This is a genomic window from Gimesia algae (assembly GCF_007746795.1).
GTDB lineage: Bacteria > Planctomycetota > Planctomycetia > Planctomycetales > Planctomycetaceae > Gimesia > Gimesia algae.
Genome location: NZ_CP036343.1, coordinates 136503 through 153225, shown reverse-complemented (window position 1 = coordinate 153225; position 16723 = coordinate 136503). Strand labels below are relative to the sequence as shown.

Here is a 16723-nt window from a genome sequence, read left to right as displayed (position 1 = left end):
CTTTCAACGGCTTTTCTGTCGCGGTCGGGGAACGATCGTCGCCAGACCGCCATCAACGCCGAACACCTGACCGGTGACCCAGTCATTGGCAGGTTGCAACAGCCATTCGATCATCGAGGCGACCTGTTCGGGTTCACCCAGACGATTCAAAGCGTGCATGCTGCTGGACATCGACTCGGCTGCCTCTGACTCCCACAGATGCCGGGTCATGTTGGATTTGACCAGACCGGGGGCCACTGCATTCACGCGAATTCCGCGTCCGGCGTACGAAGCCGCCGCCGAGAGTGTCAGGCCGATCACCCCTGCTTTGGCTGCCGCAATTGCCTCGTGATTGGCCAGCCCCACCCGTGCCGCTGCAGATGAAATCAAAACCACCGAGCCCCCCTGTTTGCCCATCACTTTTGCGGCACTGCGAACCGTCTCAAAGGCAGAGGTCAGATTGACGGCCAGTACCTCGGACCATTCTTCATCCGAAGTCAGGTGAGCCGGCTTTAAAAGGACCGACCCGATGCAATTCACGACACCATCAATGTGATCGTAAGTCTCACGGGCAGACTGGATCGTTCGTTCAATGGAGCCCGGCTCAAGGACGTCCAGACTCAGCGAGGGTGCAGCCAGTTCATCAGACAGATCGCGCAGCACCTGTGGATTGCGGCCTGCCAGAAACACTTCATGCCCTGCTGCCTTGAGACGTCGGCTTAGAGACGAACCAACCGCGCCGGTGGCGCCCAGAACAACCAGTTTACATGCATTTGTTTCTGCAACACTGTGAGTCATCTTACTGCTCTTCTACCAAATCGATTTTCAAAATCTGTACGAAAAAGTAATTCCCATTTCGCAGCTCACGACCATAATCTCCCGGAATCCTGTGATCGGTTCCTGAAGATTCATAGACGACAGCACCCCGATTTCAACCACGACTTTTCAAATTTGATGGAACAGAAACAGATGTCGACGACACACATCCAGGAAGAAACAGTCCAGATCAAACGCGCGCCTGATGGCATTTATCATCTGCACACCGAGACCGTGATTCCCTGTGCGTTGGAGGAAGTCTTTGCATTTTTTGCCGAACCGGAAAATCTCGAAGCGCTGACCCCGCCCTGGCTGAACTTTCAAATCACGACTCCAGGTCCCATCGAAATGCGTCCTGGTACACTCATTGAATATCGGCTCAAACTGCACGGCATTCCCGTCAAATGGAAAACGGAAATCAGCGACTGGGAACCCCCTTACCGGTTTGTTGATCGACAGTTGAAAGGCCCGTATCGACTCTGGCGGCATGAGCACACTTTCGCCGAATGTGAAGAGGGTACGCTGGTCACAGACGATGTCCGCTATGCTGTACTGGGAGGCGCACTGGTCAATCGGCTGTTCGTACAGAAAGATGTTGCACGCATCTTTCGCTATCGCCGGGATCAACTGCGCAATTTCAAACCGGCATCCAGTGAAATCACGGCCCGTTAAAACTCGCCCACCGGTTCGCCGCCGTTGGGTGTGCTGAGGGCTTTCAAGACACTGGGGTCGATGTCTTCAGAAACGAAGCGTACCATGCCGTCACTCAGCAGTACGTGAGTACCCCCTTTAAACTTACTGCCGAAGCCACGCGGACTGCGATTGATGCCCTCTGTCGGATCGCGAAAGTTGGTGGGATCGCCCCAGGCTTTGATGCCCGATCTGACTTCGCCAGCCAGAATCGTATTGGAACTGCCATCTTTTATTTTACGTAAATCCATGCCTGAATTAGCGGATAAGACACGGCTGTTGGCAGCATAGTGCGCGGGTTTGTATCCTGCCGCATCCCCCTCTTCTTCGGTAAAATCATAAGGCATCCCCGGGCTTTGCAGCAGGATGAAATTGGTTTCAAACGGCTCTCTGTTATCGGCGGCCGTCCAACTCTGATTAAAGTCAATCTGATCATACAGAGATTTATGATCCAGATAAGGTAACAGCTGTGTGATCCAGCTGTGTTGCGGCTGCCCTGTCTTATCGAAGGTGCCACCCATAGGAAACCGGCGAGCAGATTCGTGGTAATTATGCATCGCCAGACCGATCTGCTTGAGATTATTTTTGGACGTACTCCGCCTGGCGGCTTCGCCTGCGCCTCCCATGTGTAACCTTATAAAGATCCTGTCTTGTGTTGTTGCCATCCAGAACAGCTGATGCGTGACGCTGATCACACAAATGCCACTGACGGCCAGCAGCAGAAACATCGTCACCAGCGAGAAGCTCCAGCGTTTCTGCCACGACGTGACTCCAGCCGACTCAGCAGTCACCTTGCCTTTGATGCGGCGACAATAGAAATGAAAGCCAACGGCAAACAGCAGCAGGGATGACAGAAACATGAGTGTCAGAGACGGTGAAATCGTCAGCCGGGACAACGTTCGCAGAATGAATGAAGTCCAGCCCACACACAGCAGAAAAACAATTCGAAACGGAGAGATCAATCCCATCAGGATCAAGAAGAACGATACGAACAATATGGAAATGCTGATCGCAATCCAGCGCTCGGCCGGAGTTACCTCTGCTTTATCGTTCTGTTCGGACTCCATGACTGGTTCCTGTCTGTCTCCAGGCGATTTAATATTCGCCGACTGGTTCGTTTCCATCGGGAGTGGCCAGAGCTTTCAAAGTTCGCGGATCGATGTTTTCCGAAATAAACCTGACGCTACCGTCGCCCAGCAGAAAATGGGCCCCCCCGAAATAAGGGCTGCCAAAGCCCTGCGGGCTGGCGTTGATTCCCAAATTGGGATCACGAAAGTTGGTGGGATCACCCCAGGCTTTGATCCCCGTATTGACTTCACCTGCCAGAATTGTATTCGAAGCCCCCTCTTTCATCATATCCAGCTTCATACTGGTATTCACATTGAATATGTGATTATTGGCCGCGTAGTCGACGGGCTGGTAACCTGTGGGGTGGTCTTGTCGTCTGAGACCCGGATTAATCAGCAAAGGAAGTGCCGTCTGATAAGGTTCCCGGTTGATGTCTGCAGTCCAAGGCTCATGAAAATCAATGGTCTGATACAAAGCCTGCTGATCCAGATAAGGCAACAGTTGTGCTACCCAGCCATGCTGGGGTTTCCCCGCGCTGTTGAAGTAACCTCCGCCGGGCAGGACCTGCGTTGCCTCTTGATAATTGTAGAGTGCCAGACCAATCTGCTTGAGATTATTTTTTGATTGACTGCGTTTCGATATAGCTGAAATATTGTAATCGACTATTTTTTCACTGGCTGCCAGCCAGAGCCCCTGATGCGTCAATCCCACCACGGCAAAGCCGCCGGTAAAAGAGATCACCAGGAAGACAATCAAAGCGAACGTCCAGCGTATTTTCCACTTGTTCGGAACCGGGATCGAATTTTGCTGCTGCAGACGACGCAGAATAATGCCGCCCAGCAGTTGAATCAGTAACGCCATGATCGCAGCGACGACCAGGGCTGTCACCAGACCGGAGACGGGCACAGTGACTTGTGGGATGACACGTCGTAAAAACAGAATCCACCCCGCGACGAGATAAAACAGACTTTGCAAGGGAAAAAAGATTCTGGAATCTACCAGATAAATAAAAATGCTGACACCAATCACAAACAACACGAGATAGCTAACTCTGCGTTTTCTTGTCGGTTCTACCGTTTCATTTTTCATTGAGCGTCTCCCGTGCTGCTGTGAGGGAAACCTGCTTGATCGCCCCGTCGGTGAACAGAATCAACTGCTGCTCATCGCCGTAGACCGCCTGTTCAAACGCGAGAGGCCGAACCTCGTCGCTTTTCTTTTCGCCGGGCACATAGCCGTACTTCACATTCACATCGCCGGGCTGCATCCAGAATTCGTCGGCGAAAGAAGCGTCTTCTATTTTTGCTGGATAGCTTCCATCATGCGTGGCGACATGCATGAACAGGGCCGAACGCAGTTCCGCCAGTTTCGAGCGACGCTCTTTGAGCAACGCGGCCGCGGCCGCTTTGGTTTCCTGTTCCGACTCACTGTCCGTCAGGCGATAAGTGCGTCCGTCCTTTTCCCAGGCACCGGGGGTCAGCAGTTCCCGCGCACCGGAGATCATCGTCAGCACAAACAGAAACATCAATCCCCAGAGAAAGGTTCCCGCCAGCGCCGCCTTGAAGGTGATCACTGGCAGTTTCGGAAAATCACGGGCCAGCATGTTCCAGAGCTTTTTCAGCCCCCAGGCACTCAGCAGAAACAGCAGCAGGAAAAACGAGATTGATTGCAGTCGCAGTTGCGCAATTTCCGTCAGGTCGATTGACGCACCAGGCATACCCGCCTCTGCAACACTGCTGAATAAACAGAGCATCAACGGACAGATCAGAATAATTCGAACCGGCATGGCGAACGACTCCGCAGAAGTGAAAACAGACAGGACCTTACTTTATAATACACAAGTCCACACGATACGCGAGTCTATTCTATCCGCGCACTCCAGATTTACCTGCGTCCAGAGAATATGGCTGTGATCGGAGAGCCCTGTCCGTAGTTGACACGATTTCCAGCGAGGTATAGGATGAAAACAAGGCGTCTCCCCTTGCTCTCTGGGGCGCGTCTCGAGTAAAAGCGCTGTGTGGGTCGAGTGTGGGCTGCGGTTGTCGCGCTGAATTGCGCGAAACCACAACACTTGGGGTGTTTCTCTGAAACCGTCATCCTGCCGAAATGAACTTCTAATTTGATACCTGCCCACCACCGGGAGTGCTCACCTGCAATGTCGTTAACTGAAAGTCCTCAAACTACGGGACCTCTCCCTCCTCGAACACCGTGGCTGACGATTATTCTGCTCGTCGCAGTCATTCTACTGCCTCTGGCCACCTGGTTCTTTCTGCCCTCCATTCCCGCGCTGGGCCGACTGCATCAACTCTACTCGGGAGGTACATCGTACCCGGCTTCGAAACTTCTGTTCGTGCGCGAAGGCGCGCTGCAGACAGGAGTCGAACTGCCCCTGATTACCAACGTGCAAATACTGGATTTTGACGGCGACGGCAAAAACGACATCCTGTACTGCGATGCGGGCCACAATCGGGTCGTGCTGCGTAAGTTAAATGAGAATGATCGTGAGACTGATCAGACTCTGATCGCAGATGTCGCGGCACCGGCGCATGCGACGCCCGTGGATATCGACGACGATGGCGATCTGGATATTGTGGTTTCCGTGCTGGGCAATATACAACCAGACGATGGCGTGGTCGGTCGGGTCGAACTGTATGAACAAACTCCTGAAGGTTTTGTGAAGCATGTGATCCTGGATGATGTACGGCGCGTGGCGGATGTGCAACCCGGTGACTTCGATGGAGACGGCGATCTCGATCTGGCGGTCGCCGTGTTTGGATACAACCGGGGAGAAGTCCTCTGGCTGGAGAATCGCGGTCAATTTCAGTTTCTGGATCATCACCTGTATCATGCACCCGGCGCGATTCATGTTCCTGTGGCTGACTTTGACGGGGACGGCGATCTGGATATCGCCACCATCATTTCCCAGGAAGAAGAAGAACTGGTCGCCTTTGAAAATCTGGGAGGTGGCAAATTCAAGACGCGGTCGCTCTGGTTGACGCCGAATATGGATCTGGGAAGTGCCGGTTTGATTCACGCCGACCTGGATCAGGATGGTGACGAAGATCTGATTCTGCCCGCCGGCGACAACCTGGAAGACTTCGACGCCTACCCGCAGCCTTATCATGGCTGCCTGTGGTTTGAAAACAAGGGTGACTGGAATTTCGAGAAGCAGCGAATTTCTGATCTGGGAGGCACTTATGCCGCCGCAATCGCCGATCTGGACGGAGACAGCGATCTGGATGTTGTACTGGCGAGTATGACCAACGACTGGTACGCGCCCGAGCATGCCAGCCTGGTCTGGCTGGAGAATGACGGTCAGCAGAACTTCAAAACCTGGCAGATCGACAATCAGCCGATTCACCTGGTGACTGTCGCGGTGGGAGATTTGAATCAGGATGGCTTGCCCGATATCGCCGCCGGTTCGCTCAACATGCGGAAACCTTTTGACCGAATTCAGGCCGTTCCGTTCTGGATTCAAAGAGCGAAGAAAGGAGCACCGCAATGATCTTGCGCGCGATCGCCTTGATCCTGGTGATGGAACTGTTCGCGTGTGCCTACCTGTTCATACAACGGGCGGCCCGCCCTGCGCCAATGCTGCCTGATAAAACTCTGATGAATCCCTTGTTTGCAGAGGACATCCAGCCCCTCGTAGAGCAGGTGACGCAGACCAACAACGCATACGACTGGATGCGACTGGGCGAAGCGTTGCTGGGACAGGGATATTACAGTCATGCGGAACTCTGTTTTCGGCAGGTTGCAGACCTGATACCTGACAGCAGACTGGCGGAGAGCCGCATCGCGTATTGCCTGGAGCGGACGGGGCGGACAGAACAAAGTAGCGAACTCTATCGGGAACTGAATCGCAGCGCGGACCTTTCACGCGAAGCAAAACGAGAGCAGATGCAGGCCCTGTATGAGATCGGCCGGAATGCACTCCGCGAAGAACAAATGGAGGAGTCAGAGAAACTGTTTCGCCAGAACCTGGGCTTTCTACCGGCCCGCTATCAGCTGGCCAAACTGCTGATCAGAACCAAACGCGCGCAGGAAGCGTTGCCTGTAATAAACGAATCGCTACAGCAGATCCCCGGTTCACTGAAATTTCTGGAATTGCAACACCGCGCCTTTCTGCAGACCGGCGATCTGAAACAGGCTGAGCAGACCGCACAGCTGCTGGAACGCGCACAGCATACAGTCCCCCTGCATCCGGGATCGAGTTTCATAGAACCGTTCCGGCTGCAGTACGGCATTGACCGACACGTGGAAGAATTCAATACTCAAATTGGAAAAGTTCCGCTGCCGGAATTAGAGGCGAAACTGGTCAAACTGATCGACCGGCTGGAAGGTTATCCGTCGACGCATCGCCAGATCTTTCTAATGCGGTTACTGGAAGTGCAGCACCAGCAGCAACTGCCGCGCAAAATGCTGGAGACCATTCTGAAATTAAACAACATGGGAATCAACAATGCGGACGTGTTGATGTATCGGGCTGAAGCGACAGGGATCCTGGGAGACTGGAATCAGGCGGCGGTTCTGGGACAGCGTGCCGGATCAATGTCGAAAGCTGCAGACCTGCATCAGCGGCTGGCAGATATTTTGCAGCAGGCAGGACAAACTGACGAAAGCCGATTGGAACAGGCACTCACATACCGGCTGGAAGCGATGGAATATTATCGCGCTGACCAACTGGCAGAAGCGCTCAACAAGATCGAACGCGCGATCAAACTCAACCCCGCTGATCCCCAGTGCTGGTATGATCGCGGCCTGATTCAGGAAGCCAGTGGTGAGGTAAAAGCATCCATATCTGACTTCCAGGAATGTCTCAAACGCGCCCCCCTGCATGGTCGCGCCCGTCAGAAACTGGCAGTTGAGCATCCCGACTCCTGACCACTCTTTTGTGTCCCAATGAAACGTCTGCCAGCTGTCACTCCGACACATTGACGACATATGACCATAACCTCACTGGTTTTATGCGGAATTAGCGAAGCATATTCTCGTATTCCCAGCTAAATAGAACCTTATCTCAACTTTATTATTGATTATCTAAATATTCATAAGATACTATTATTTAATAAAGAAGCGTTCATTGATTCGTATATTAAGAATATTTACTTTTAAATTATTTGGGATGGCGTAAAAGATGAAAATGACAAAGCGCAACACGGAAACAAATCTGTTCCGAGGATTTACGTTAATCGAACTTCTGGTGGTGATTGCCATCATCGCGATTCTGATCGCATTGCTGTTACCGGCAGTCCAGCAGGCCCGTGAAGCGGCCCGACGCAGCACCTGCAAAAACAGCTTGAAACAGATCGGCGTTGCCTTTCATAATTATCACGATACCGCCCGTGCCTTCCCTCCCGGCTGGATTGACGGCGACCAGGCTTATGGCGTTGCCACCGAGGAAGCCAACAAAAACGGTCTGGGTTGGGGAACCATGATCCTGCCTTACATCGATCAAGCCAATCTTTACAATCAGGTCGGTACCGAAACCAATAACTTCACCATGAACTGGCAGCTTGGCTATACGGGTTCAACCTTCATTCCTTCATCTAAGACCATCATCCCCATTTTCAATTGTCCTTCCGATCCCATGGGGGGCATTAATACTGATAAGGGGAGCTTCGGAAAATCCAACTACGCCACCGAACGCCTCGTGTTGGGTGTCAACAAAGCGCTGCGAATGCGTGATATCACAGATGGAACTACCAATACGATTCTGGTTGGCGAAGTGCGAACGGGAGATGAAACCGGAACGACCGGCAGCTGTGGCGGCGCTCCCTGTGATGAATTCACCGGCAAACTGTGGATTGGAGCCCGCACCGCTTCCTGGAGTTGGGAACGTGGACTGCAGGCAGAAGACGTCTACTTCATTGGTTACAATGTCCCTGATGACTTCATCAATGGTGGTGCGCGAACCGTCGCAGACCGCTTCGCGCTTTCCAGTATGCATGTGGGCGGAGTTCACGTACTCCTCGCCGATGGTTCCGTCCGATTCCTTTCCGAAAACATCGACGTCAACACTTACAAATGGTTGAACGATGAAAACGACGGTAAGGTACTGGGCGAATTCTAATACCGCTGCCTGCGTATTCCTGGCAACAAACCGGGATAATCGATACTTGAAACTGCACAGCAGCCTGATTCATGGCTGTTGTGTGTTTCAATTCAGTGAATACTTTTCCGCTGTCGTCAATTCAGAACGAGTCAGCGAATCATTTCTTTAAATTCCATAGTCCAGAGAATAACCAGTATGATGACCAAACGCTGCTTCACTTTATTGTTCTGTCTTGTCCTTTCTTGCATGCTAACCGCCTGTGGTGGTACTCCCGATGATCAACCTAAACTGGCACCAGTCAGTGGTACGGTCACAATGGATGACGCCCCGCTGGCAGACGCTTTTGTGCGGTTCTATCCCACTTCAGGCCGCGCTTCTGCAGCAAAAACGGACGAGGAAGGGAAATACGAACTGGTCTTTATCCGGGATGAAATGGGGGCGGTTCTGGGAAAACACACCGTCAAAATTTCCACACTCGACGAAGAGAACGATCCTTTCGGCGATCAGGGGAGTGAAACCGTTCCCGACAAATATAATAAGAAAACGACGCTGGAAGCGAACGTCACCGAAGGCGACAACACGATTGATTTCGAGCTGACCAAATAATGTTAATAAATAGAACTCATTGCCTGGCGGAAGCTTGGCTGTCTGGTCTGGATTTTCTGCCGAATTGAGTGGCGTTTTCGTCATGATGATCCTTATAATCAGGTAACTTTGAAGGTTTCGGCACCGCCGGAACGCCCGCTGAGTGCCTTTTTATAGTGACATCATTGATGTTCCCACCCGTATTCCCCCCCGTGAAACAGATTTGTAGCCGACAGTCTCTGACCGGTCTGGTGACGGTATTCTGTTTTTTCACGACTTCAGTGGGATTTCCGCTGGAACCGGTGGGAACGCCGCAAGCGGGCTGTCAGTGTGGTCACGAACTGCAAAGTTCAGGAGGCTGCTGCTGTTCTCTCGCGCAGACTTCCCCAAAATGCGAAAGTCAACCGCGCTCCTGTTGTGCGAAAAAGCAGACCAGATCATGCTGCACGGGAAAATCAAAACAAGAAACAGATCAAGCATCCAAAACGGCCCTGGTTTCGGCCTGTGGTTGTAGTCACGGCCCGGTACCTGGTTTGCTGGTCAATGATGATCCTCGCCTCCCCGCTCAGCCGACTTTGATTCTCAGTTCCACTCCCCTGGAATTCTGCTGTCCACAGGTTTCCCGTGTTCTTCCCGAAGATTGTCTCGCGCCTGAAACTCCCCCTCCGGAGATGTGCTGCCTCTGAATCTTCATTCCAGATGCATTCTGCAGACCGACCTTAGGTCAGCCTGCGCACATTTCCATTTATTTTCCGGAGTTTCAAAATGAAACCAACCAAAGAGTGCTGCGCAAAACGCGTGCGCGGCTTCACCTTGATCGAACTTTTGGTGGTCATCGCCATCATCGCCATTCTGATTGCTCTACTGCTGCCTGCCGTTCAACAGGCGCGCGAAGCAGCACGGCGGAGTCAGTGTAAGAATAACCTTAAACAGCTGGGTCTGGCACTGCATAACTATGAATCGACACATCGGGTTTTCCCGCCCGGCGGTCTGGGATATCCGTATGTCTGGTCGGCTCATGCCCACCTGCTCCCTTTTGTGGATCAGGCGAATCTGCAGAACCAGTTTAACTACGATGTCCCCCCACTCAACGCATTCAACTCGGGGAGTTTTGATGCGACTGAGGTTGGGAATAATGACGCTGCTGCACGCGTGCGGCTGTCACTGATGGTCTGCCCCAGCGATAAAGATGCCGTCCCCGGCTCGGACTATTCCGGTATCAGCTATCCTGCCTGTGCCGGCTCGGGTCTGAATGGCTCGGGAACGACCGATGATGGGTCGATCAGCAATGCGGACGGCGTCGTATTTTCACAGTCTCAGATCCGGTTCCGCGATGTGACTGACGGAGCCAGCAATACGGTTGCATTTGGCGAACAGTTAATGGGAGACGGGCAAAACAGTGCGCCTCCCACCGGAAATTATCGCTTCCGCGTGGTGGAGCTCTCGGCGGGAACACAGACCACACCTGCCGCCTGTACTGCCGCTTCCGCGCCGGCCTGGTCCGGTCAACGGGGTGCCAAGTGGGTGAACGGCCATCTGGCAGACACGATGTATAACCACTGGTACGGTCCGAACTCTTCAAACCCCGACTGCCAGAACGGCTATCACAACTATGCGCTGGTCAGCGCCCGCAGTGCCCATGTCGGCGGTGTGCAGGTGGCACTGGTGGATGGCAGCTGTCGTTTTGTTGGTGAGAATATCAATACCGATCTCTGGCGTGCGCTGGCAACCCGTGCCGGCGGTGAAATCATTGGCGAATATTAAACGGTCTCAGTTCATCCGGGTCGACCACGGGTTGGCCCGGATGACTTTTCTTTGAGGAATTCATCATGAAAATATTACTTTACTCGCTGCTGACAGTCTGTCTGACAGTCACTTCCGCGGCAGCCCATGATACGTGGGTGGAAACGAATACGAATCTGATCCGGGCGCGGGACGCGGTTTACATCAACCTGAAGCTGGGGAACCATGGAAATCACCACCGTGATTTTAAAATCGCCAGCAAGATTGACCTGGAAGGCTGCAGTCTGAATGTCATCGATCCTGCAGGAAAAACCTACGATCTGATCAGCGAACTGACGGATACCGGCTATGCCCCCAAGGAAGGTTTCTGGCGAGGCAAGTTTGTACCTGTGAAGCCGGGGCTCTACACGGTGTCGCATTCACTGGACCGGGTGGTCAATCATGGTAAACCAGTCCGGGCGATTAAAAGTGCAAAAACCTGCTTCGTCGTCAGCGCCCGTCTGGATCAGACGCCTTTAGAAAATCCCGGCTTTGACCGCGCGCTGGGACATCCGCTGGAACTGGTGCCCGTGCTGAATCCTGTGACTCCCATGGGTCCGGGTAAGCCGCTGAAAGTCCGCTTGGATTTCAAAGGCAAACCACTGGCGAACACGGTTGTCTCGTTTGTTCCACAGGGTGAAACACTGAAAGAAGGCTTTGATGAACGATACGAGCGCAAGACTGATGCCGCAGGCTTCGTTTCGTTCACACCTAAGACAGGCAATCAGTATCTGGTGGTCGCCCATCATCTGGCGGAAGACGAATCGTCGGCCGATTACCAGGAGACGGCGTATGCCGCCACGCTGACGGTCTTTGTGCCGGAAATCTGCCCCTGCTGCGGAGACTGAGGGGAGTACTTTCCAATTGAAGCGGATTCAATACACGCGGCGGAGTACACTGAGATTCCCGCCGCGTTTTTTATTCGAACTGATCATTTCTTAAACAATAAAGCCAACCAGACTCATCACTTACTACGAGGGCGTTTCACTGGATTCACATGATTTAAACGCACATTGACGTAGTTTGACGGCAAAATTAGGATGCGGTACTTCTCGATCAACGGAGCAGACTGACCAGAGCGTGAATTGCTGGAACGGGACGCATCAACCGAGGCAGCATTTTGAAACGGTGTGAGCATGCAGAATCGAAGTCCGACAGCCCGATTTTTTCGCAGCGTATTGTTCTGCTGGACGGTGGCGGCGGGAATCATCGTATTCTCACCGACGCTGCAGGCGGAGCACATCACGCGTGCGGATGTACTGTCCTCGATCGAAAAAGCAAAGCACTTTCTTTTGAAACAACAGCAGCCCGATGGAACCTGGCAGCTGGCCGGTCATCCCGAACAGACGGTCGTGCTGACCAGCTTCACGCTGCACACCCTGCTCCATGCAGGCATGACGGCGAATGATGCAGAAATACAAAACGGGCTACTGTGGCTCCGTAAACAGGATCCGGACAAGACCCACGAAATTTCATTGATGCTCGAAACGCTGGCAGCCGCCCGCGATGGGGAGCGAGACATTCCGTTGATGAAACGATTGACGCAGAAGCTGGAAGCAGGAAAGTCCAGCGGGACCAATGACGGTGCCTGGAGTTTTGGCGCAGACGACGTCCCCAATTATGCTCATTTTGCAGCGTTAGGACTTTACGAAGTCGCCCAACAGGGAGTGCCCGTTCAAACAGAGACCTGGCAGCGGGCGCGGACTCACTGGCTGGGCCGACAGAACCGGGATGGAGGCTGGGGATCGCAGGGAACGGGCTTCAGCCGGGGTGGTATCACGGCGGCGGGAATCGCTTACCTGGTCACAACCGAAAACCTGCTCCGCAGCCAACGAATCGACGTGAACGCAGATGGTTCACCCCGTTGTTGTGGTAATGCGTTCGAAGACGAAGCGGTCGCTGCAGGATGTCGCTGGCTGGGAAATCACTTCACGGTCACACACAACCCGAGCACCGATGCCAATTCCGATGGATCGATCGGTTACCTTTATTATCTGTATTGTCTGGAGCGCGTCGGGCGATTGACAGGACGGCGTTACTTCACCAGTCAGTCCGGCAAACGATTCGACTGGTATCGCGAAGGCGCGCAGTATCTGATCGCGCATCAGAATCCCATTACGGGTGCCTGGGTCGGCGCACCGGCATTGCTGGAAGACTGTCCGGTTCTCGCCACCGACTATGCTTTGCATTTTCTGTCTCGGGGACTGACACCTGTGTTGGCCGGCAAGCTGCAGTGGAATGGTGGTCCTGATGCGGCAAATCATTCGGTCGACTATACGCCGCAGGATGTCTGGAACCTGTCGCGCTATACCAGCCGACTGAAAGACTGGCCGCGACAACTCAGCTGGCAAGCAGTCGATATGAATCGCGCGGATGCCGCTGATCTCAATCTATGCCCAGTGCTGATTCTGGATGTGGCTGACGTCCGACGTTTTACACCCGATCAGACTGCGCTCCTGAAAACGTATCTGCAGGATGGCGGCTGCCTGTTTGCGTTGGGAGGCTGCCAGAGTGCCTCGCCTGATGTGGCCATGCAACAATTGATTTCAAAACTGTATCCCGCAGGCGAAGTCAAACTCCGTAAACTGGAGCGAACTCATCCGGTCTACCGCAGCGAGTTTCGGCTACTGGACTTGAAAACCGGTGATCCGCTGGTAGAACTGTGGGGAGCTGAGACCGGTTGTCGCACCTCGATTCTGTTTTCGCCCGACGATCTGAGCTGCCTGTGGGATCAATGGACGACGCTGACCCTGCCTGACCGTTCGTCAGAACTGGATGCCCGCATTACCCGTGCACTGCACGTGGGTGTAAATGTCGTAGCGCTCGCGACGGGACGCGTGCTGATTAAGGAACTGGGACCAGAAAACTCAGCAGAGACAGCATCGACTGCAGAGCAGGTTGAGCATCGGCTGTTAAATATCGCTAAAATTCGTGCTTCGGCAGAATGGGATGCCGCCCCGCATGCCTTACGAAAACTGCTACGTGCCATGAACAAAGTTTCCGGCGGTCAATTCGCGACGAACCCCAGCAATGTCCTGCTTTCCGATCCCCGGCTGTTCAAACATCCGCTGCTGTATCTGCATGGTCGCTCTGGGTTCGTGCTCAGTCCGGAAGATCAACGAGTATTAAAAACCCACCTGCTGCAGGGAGGGGTGCTGTTCGCGGATGCCTGCTGTGGTGCTGACGATTTTGATGCCAGCTTTCGCCGACTGACAGAGCAACTGTTCCCGACTCAAAAGCTGGAACGGATTCCCGCTGACCATGAACTGTTTTCCACGAAAACCGGTTACGACCTGCGACAGGTTCATTTTCGAAAACCGCTTGATCTGCAAACCCGCTCGACTAAGGAACGCGTACAGCTCACAGAGCCTGTGGTCGAAGGAATCAAAGTCGATGACCGCTATGTAATCCTCTACAGCCCACACGATCTGAGCTGTGTGATTGAACATGGCGACAAAATCGCCTGCGAAGGCTACACACAAGCCGACGCGATTCGCCTGGGCCTGAATATCGTCTGGTATTCTCTGCTGCATTAATCGACAGACCGTATTCTCAAAATTGTCTTCGGATCGTGAGCATTAATTGGATCCGTAACATGAAATCGAATCCGCCTGAAAACAGAGTCTCTTTCAATTACCGGGAGACTGCTCCCAGGCGCGCCAGGCAGTCTGGTCTACACCATAGGATTCACCCGTCAGCAAAATTAAACGCAGGGCGATCTCTCTTTGATAGTACTCACGTGAAAGGCATGAATCTGATCGGGCAAGATCAACAGATAACAATTCGATGTATTCGTGGACCTGTTGTGGGCGATCAGCAATTTCGATGACTTCTAAGGCACGTTGTAATGGCAGATCACAAATATATCCCGGTCCCAAATCAAAGAATTCGCGCGGTGCTGTTCGCAGCAATTGAATCACTGGTTTCACAGCACGACGGTCCCCTGATTGTTTCAGCTCGTACAACGCGATATGATTTTTCTTCCAGGCTGAGGTTTCCAGTTTCTTGATGAGCAAAGGAACTGGATCAGGATCACTCAATATCAGGAGCTGCTCCACCATATCTTTGGCGTCCCCCTGTAGACTTTTGATCTGATTTCGTAACTCTTCAACCACTTCAGGAGTCAGATTATTTCGCAGTACGGAGTAAAACTGATAGGGATCTTTCTGCTGGAGAATTCTTTCCACTACCTGATAATGCTTTTCCTGTAAATATTTGGCGTAAAGCTTGCGCCGTTCGGCTGTCTTATCCAGCGACATGTCAGGTATGGTCTCCAGCAGTAAAAGATCATCTACCGAAAATGTTGCATTCGAATCAAGCCACTCACTGACGAGGATGTTACCACAAAAAGAGTGTTTAAAAGCAGGAGACTGAGTCAGTACATAATCCATCAAGATCTTGTGAGTCGCTCGAGAATTGATCTGAATCAAAAGTAAATAAATACGAGAATATAACATTGCAGCATCTGCTTTTGTGACATGATACTTTCCGGCAGGAGCTCCATAGAATCTTGAAACATCGACATGCGCCTCACTTTTCATCAACTGAATCAGTGTGTCTTCTACCCAGTTCACATCTGTCTGTTTCCCGGTCTTTTCAGTTCCCATAAACGGAAATTCTCCCAGACAAAACAGAGTGTCAGGAAACTGGTCCTGGCCAGAATTCTGTAAACTATCAATCAGATATGATCTTCCACGTTGGTCATTCAGATGAGCCAGCATTGCGGCATAGATTTTACATATTGCTGAATTTTGCCTGGAATCCTGCATCCGTTTTGCCAGTATGTTACAGACATCAGGAGTTGCCTCTGCAATGATTGACTTGATCGTGCCCTCATTACGCCTCGCATACATCCTCGCAGGGGCAGGGTTGAATTGCTGATTAGCAGGAGGAGGATATTCTGCGATGAGTTCCGGTACGCCTTCACTAACACGAGGCAGACTGGAATAAATTGGCTTGTACCGATCGTAATGAAAATCAACAGGAAGCAGATATTCCAGACTCGCATCCCGAATGACATAACAGCTTTGAAAAGGAACTTCGAGGTCTGGTCCGCTCCATTTGAGCACAGGACGTTCTTCGCGCACCAGCGTCCCGGTGACGCGTACAGGCACACGCTTTCCCTCATATTTCTGCAGAAACATGGTCTCTCTCGTTGCTGGATATGCCAGATACAGAAACTGCTTCTCGTATTCCATAAATCTGATATTTTTGTCACCCCACAGCACACCTTCGAGAGAGACTCTCTGTCCCAGCATTGCTTTCAGTTCCAATGGATGCCAGGTCGCCTGCTCAATTCGAAAACCATCAGATCGCTGGCGGAAAGTCCCACGCACAACAATCGGTTTACCGGCAACCGACTCTGGCCATTTAGAGATCCCTTCGACAAAGGCACGCTGCTGCTGATCTGTCAGGAGCATGCCTTGTGGAGCAGCAGTCCCAGAGAATGTTGAAATTCGATCGACCAGATCTGAAAACTGAATCGCCCGATCGGGAACAAGCTCTATTTTATTAACCACCAGTGTAATGGCCTTTTCAGACTCGCAAATCCGACCATCAATGATCCGGCCCTGCACTCTATAATATTCTCCTCGCTCGAGTGCCTTGAATTCTTTAAATGCAGGTTTTCCCGTTAGAATATCTGAGCAAAGATGAAAGAAAATTTTATCCTCATTCACCCTGCCTTCAATCCATAAACCATGGACCGCCGCCAGACCGGAACTCATTCTGAGTCTGCTGCCTGAAGAAATT

Annotated in this window: 14 protein-coding genes; 9 read left to right on the top strand and 5 right to left on the bottom strand. The window is 52.4% G+C overall.

Annotated features, from left to right (window positions below):
* Positions 1-3: 3 nt before the first annotated feature.
* A complete protein-coding gene (locus Pan161_RS00575) occupies positions 4-777 on the bottom strand; it encodes an SDR family NAD(P)-dependent oxidoreductase (RefSeq protein ID WP_145223675.1) in 774 nt (257 codons plus the stop codon).
* Between the two features lie 171 nt (positions 778-948).
* On the opposite strand from Pan161_RS00575, the gene Pan161_RS00570 reads away from it, so the two are divergent.
* A complete protein-coding gene (locus Pan161_RS00570; protein ID WP_145223674.1) occupies positions 949-1467 on the top strand; it encodes an SRPBCC family protein in 519 nt (172 codons plus the stop codon).
* Here the strand turns inward: Pan161_RS00570 and Pan161_RS00565 are convergent.
* The 3 genes from Pan161_RS00565 to Pan161_RS00555 are packed head-to-tail and all read right to left on the bottom strand — an operon-like array spanning position 1464 to position 4336.
* Positions 1464-2552 (bottom strand): DUF1559 domain-containing protein, encoded by a 1089-nt coding sequence (locus Pan161_RS00565; protein WP_197995618.1) that lies wholly within the window; start codon positions 2550-2552, stop codon positions 1464-1466. The two genes, Pan161_RS00570 and Pan161_RS00565, sit on opposite strands and share 4 nt — an antisense overlap.
* Before the next feature lie 28 nt (positions 2553-2580).
* On the bottom strand, positions 2581-3642 hold the full coding sequence (locus tag Pan161_RS00560; RefSeq protein WP_145223672.1) for a DUF1559 family PulG-like putative transporter: 1062 nt from the start codon (positions 3640-3642) through the stop codon (positions 2581-2583).
* The gene (locus Pan161_RS00555; RefSeq protein ID WP_145223671.1) at positions 3632-4336 is read right to left on the bottom strand and encodes a hypothetical protein; all 705 of its coding nucleotides are present in this window, start codon (positions 4334-4336) and stop codon (positions 3632-3634) included. The genes Pan161_RS00560 and Pan161_RS00555 overlap by 11 nt, the downstream gene beginning before the upstream one ends.
* Positions 4337-4705: 369 nt before the next feature.
* Between Pan161_RS00555 and Pan161_RS00550 the strand changes: the two genes are divergently transcribed.
* From Pan161_RS00550 to Pan161_RS00515, 8 genes are all read left to right on the top strand, one after another.
* A complete protein-coding gene (locus tag Pan161_RS00550; RefSeq protein ID WP_145223670.1) occupies positions 4706-6055 on the top strand; it encodes an FG-GAP repeat domain-containing protein in 1350 nt (449 codons plus the stop codon).
* Entirely contained in the window at positions 6052-7434 is a 1383-nt protein-coding gene (locus Pan161_RS00545; RefSeq protein WP_145223669.1) for a tetratricopeptide repeat protein, read from the top strand. The genes Pan161_RS00550 and Pan161_RS00545 overlap by 4 nt, the downstream gene beginning before the upstream one ends.
* A gap of 253 nt (positions 7435-7687) precedes the next feature.
* Positions 7688-8623, top strand: a complete 936-nt coding sequence (locus tag Pan161_RS00540) for a DUF1559 domain-containing protein (RefSeq protein ID WP_232103573.1) — start codon at positions 7688-7690, stop codon at positions 8621-8623.
* 177 nt (positions 8624-8800) lie between these two features.
* Positions 8801-9211 carry a carboxypeptidase regulatory-like domain-containing protein gene (locus Pan161_RS00535; protein WP_145223668.1) on the top strand — a complete coding sequence of 137 codons (411 nt, stop codon included), beginning with the start codon at positions 8801-8803 and terminating at the stop codon, positions 9209-9211.
* A gap of 167 nt (positions 9212-9378) precedes the next feature.
* Complete coding sequence (locus tag Pan161_RS00530; RefSeq protein ID WP_145223667.1) at positions 9379-9876, top strand: hypothetical protein; 498 nt, start codon at positions 9379-9381, stop codon at positions 9874-9876.
* A 79-nt stretch (positions 9877-9955) separates the two neighbouring features.
* A complete protein-coding gene (locus Pan161_RS00525) occupies positions 9956-10954 on the top strand; it encodes a DUF1559 domain-containing protein (RefSeq protein WP_145223666.1) in 999 nt (332 codons plus the stop codon).
* A gap of 65 nt (positions 10955-11019) precedes the next feature.
* Entirely contained in the window at positions 11020-11820 is an 801-nt protein-coding gene (locus Pan161_RS00520; RefSeq protein ID WP_145223665.1) for a DUF4198 domain-containing protein, read from the top strand.
* A gap of 288 nt (positions 11821-12108) precedes the next feature.
* Positions 12109-14508, top strand: a complete 2400-nt coding sequence (locus Pan161_RS00515) for a DUF4159 domain-containing protein (protein ID WP_145223664.1) — start codon at positions 12109-12111, stop codon at positions 14506-14508.
* Positions 14509-14601: 93 nt separating this feature from the next.
* On the opposite strand, the gene Pan161_RS00510 is transcribed toward Pan161_RS00515, so the two are convergent.
* Positions 14602-16698: a hypothetical protein gene (locus Pan161_RS00510; RefSeq protein WP_145223663.1), complete on the bottom strand. Its 2097-nt coding sequence runs from the start codon at positions 16696-16698 to the stop codon at positions 14602-14604.
* Positions 16699-16723 lie beyond the last annotated feature (25 nt).

Bases quoted from the DNA above. Each gene is read 5' to 3' on its own strand.
- Pan161_RS00525 (WP_145223666.1), top strand. From the start codon at position 9,956: ATGAAACCAACCAAAGAGTGCTGCGCAAAACGCGTGCGCGGCTTCACC.
- Pan161_RS00530 (WP_145223667.1), top strand. From the start codon at position 9,379: ATGTTCCCACCCGTATTCCCCCCCGTGAAACAGATTTGTAGCCGACAG.
- Pan161_RS00515 (WP_145223664.1), top strand. From the start codon at position 12,109: ATGCAGAATCGAAGTCCGACAGCCCGATTTTTTCGCAGCGTATTGTTC.
- Pan161_RS00540 (WP_232103573.1), top strand. From the start codon at position 7,688: ATGAAAATGACAAAGCGCAACACGGAAACAAATCTGTTCCGAGGATTT.
- Pan161_RS00510 (WP_145223663.1), bottom strand. From the start codon at position 16,698: ATGAGTTCCGGTCTGGCGGCGGTCCATGGTTTATGGATTGAAGGCAGG.
- Pan161_RS00565 (WP_197995618.1), bottom strand. From the start codon at position 2,552: ATGGAGTCCGAACAGAACGATAAAGCAGAGGTAACTCCGGCCGAGCGC.
- Pan161_RS00550 (WP_145223670.1), top strand. From the start codon at position 4,706: ATGTCGTTAACTGAAAGTCCTCAAACTACGGGACCTCTCCCTCCTCGA.
- Pan161_RS00555 (WP_145223671.1), bottom strand. From the start codon at position 4,336: ATGCCGGTTCGAATTATTCTGATCTGTCCGTTGATGCTCTGTTTATTC.
- Pan161_RS00575 (WP_145223675.1), bottom strand. From the start codon at position 777: ATGACTCACAGTGTTGCAGAAACAAATGCATGTAAACTGGTTGTTCTG.
- Pan161_RS00535 (WP_145223668.1), top strand. From the start codon at position 8,801: ATGATGACCAAACGCTGCTTCACTTTATTGTTCTGTCTTGTCCTTTCT.
- Pan161_RS00520 (WP_145223665.1), top strand. From the start codon at position 11,020: ATGAAAATATTACTTTACTCGCTGCTGACAGTCTGTCTGACAGTCACT.
- Pan161_RS00560 (WP_145223672.1), bottom strand. From the start codon at position 3,642: ATGAAAAATGAAACGGTAGAACCGACAAGAAAACGCAGAGTTAGCTAT.
- Pan161_RS00545 (WP_145223669.1), top strand. From the start codon at position 6,052: ATGATCTTGCGCGCGATCGCCTTGATCCTGGTGATGGAACTGTTCGCG.
- Pan161_RS00570 (WP_145223674.1), top strand. From the start codon at position 949: ATGTCGACGACACACATCCAGGAAGAAACAGTCCAGATCAAACGCGCG.